At 71.4% G+C, this 668-nt stretch carries 1 protein-coding gene and 1 pseudogene; one reads left to right on the top strand and one right to left on the bottom strand.

Annotated features, from left to right (window positions below; all coding sequences use genetic code 11):
* A pseudogene (locus tag HMPREF3086_RS17655) lies at positions 1-434 on the top strand (hypothetical protein); the annotation flags it as partial.
* Here HMPREF3086_RS17655 and HMPREF3086_RS17650 read toward each other — a convergent pair.
* The coding region (locus HMPREF3086_RS17650; RefSeq protein WP_210401899.1) for a dihydrofolate reductase at positions 431-668 on the bottom strand (238 nt) is incomplete at its 5' end. The pseudogene HMPREF3086_RS17655 and the gene HMPREF3086_RS17650 overlap by 4 nt on opposite strands.

Raw genomic sequence — 668 nt, 5'->3', positions numbered from 1 at the left:
CGCCCGCCGCGCACCGCCCGGGCCCGCCGGCCCCCCGCCCCGGCGCCGCCATCGTCGTGGACGAGGGCCAGAAGACCACCTCGATCTTTGACACCCTCAAGCGCGAGGGGAGATGGATGCTGCCGGACGACTACCGGCTCACCTCGTGGATGGGGGAGATCTACCTCGACGCCCGCGAGGCCGTCGTCGACCGCCCCCGCACCCACCTCCAGCTGGACCTGTGGGCCGCCAACGCCCGGGTGCTGCTCCCGCCGGGCGTCTCGGTCACGATCACCGGGAACCGGACGATGACCGATCTCAAGATCGACGAGGGGCGCTACGAGGTCCACGGCGGCCCGCATCTGGACATCGAGATCAACGGCTTCATGGCCAACGCCAAGATCAAGATCCTCGCCGCGGGGGAGAAGATCCCCAAGACCTGGAAGTGGTTCTAGCGCTCCCGGCGACGCCACACGGTGTGCCGGTGCCGCACCTCGTCGTCGTACCCGTCGACGCGGCTCCGTGGATCGGTGATCCACTCGCCGACCTCCACCCGCTCCCACGCCGCGTCCAACGTGGGCGCCAGCACGGTCCCGGGCGCGTCGGCGTCGATCTCGGTCACCAGGCACTCGTCGGCCGCGGGCAGCGCGGCGGCGTAGACCTGACCGCCGCCCATCACGACCGCGTCG

The sequence above is a fragment of the Dietzia sp. HMSC21D01 genome (assembly GCF_001815995.1).
In the GTDB taxonomy this organism is placed as follows: Bacteria; Actinomycetota; Actinomycetes; order Mycobacteriales; family Mycobacteriaceae; genus Dietzia; species Dietzia cinnamea.
The sequence above is the reverse complement of the archived record's forward strand: the minus strand, read 5'-3'. Positions and strand labels throughout refer to the sequence as shown.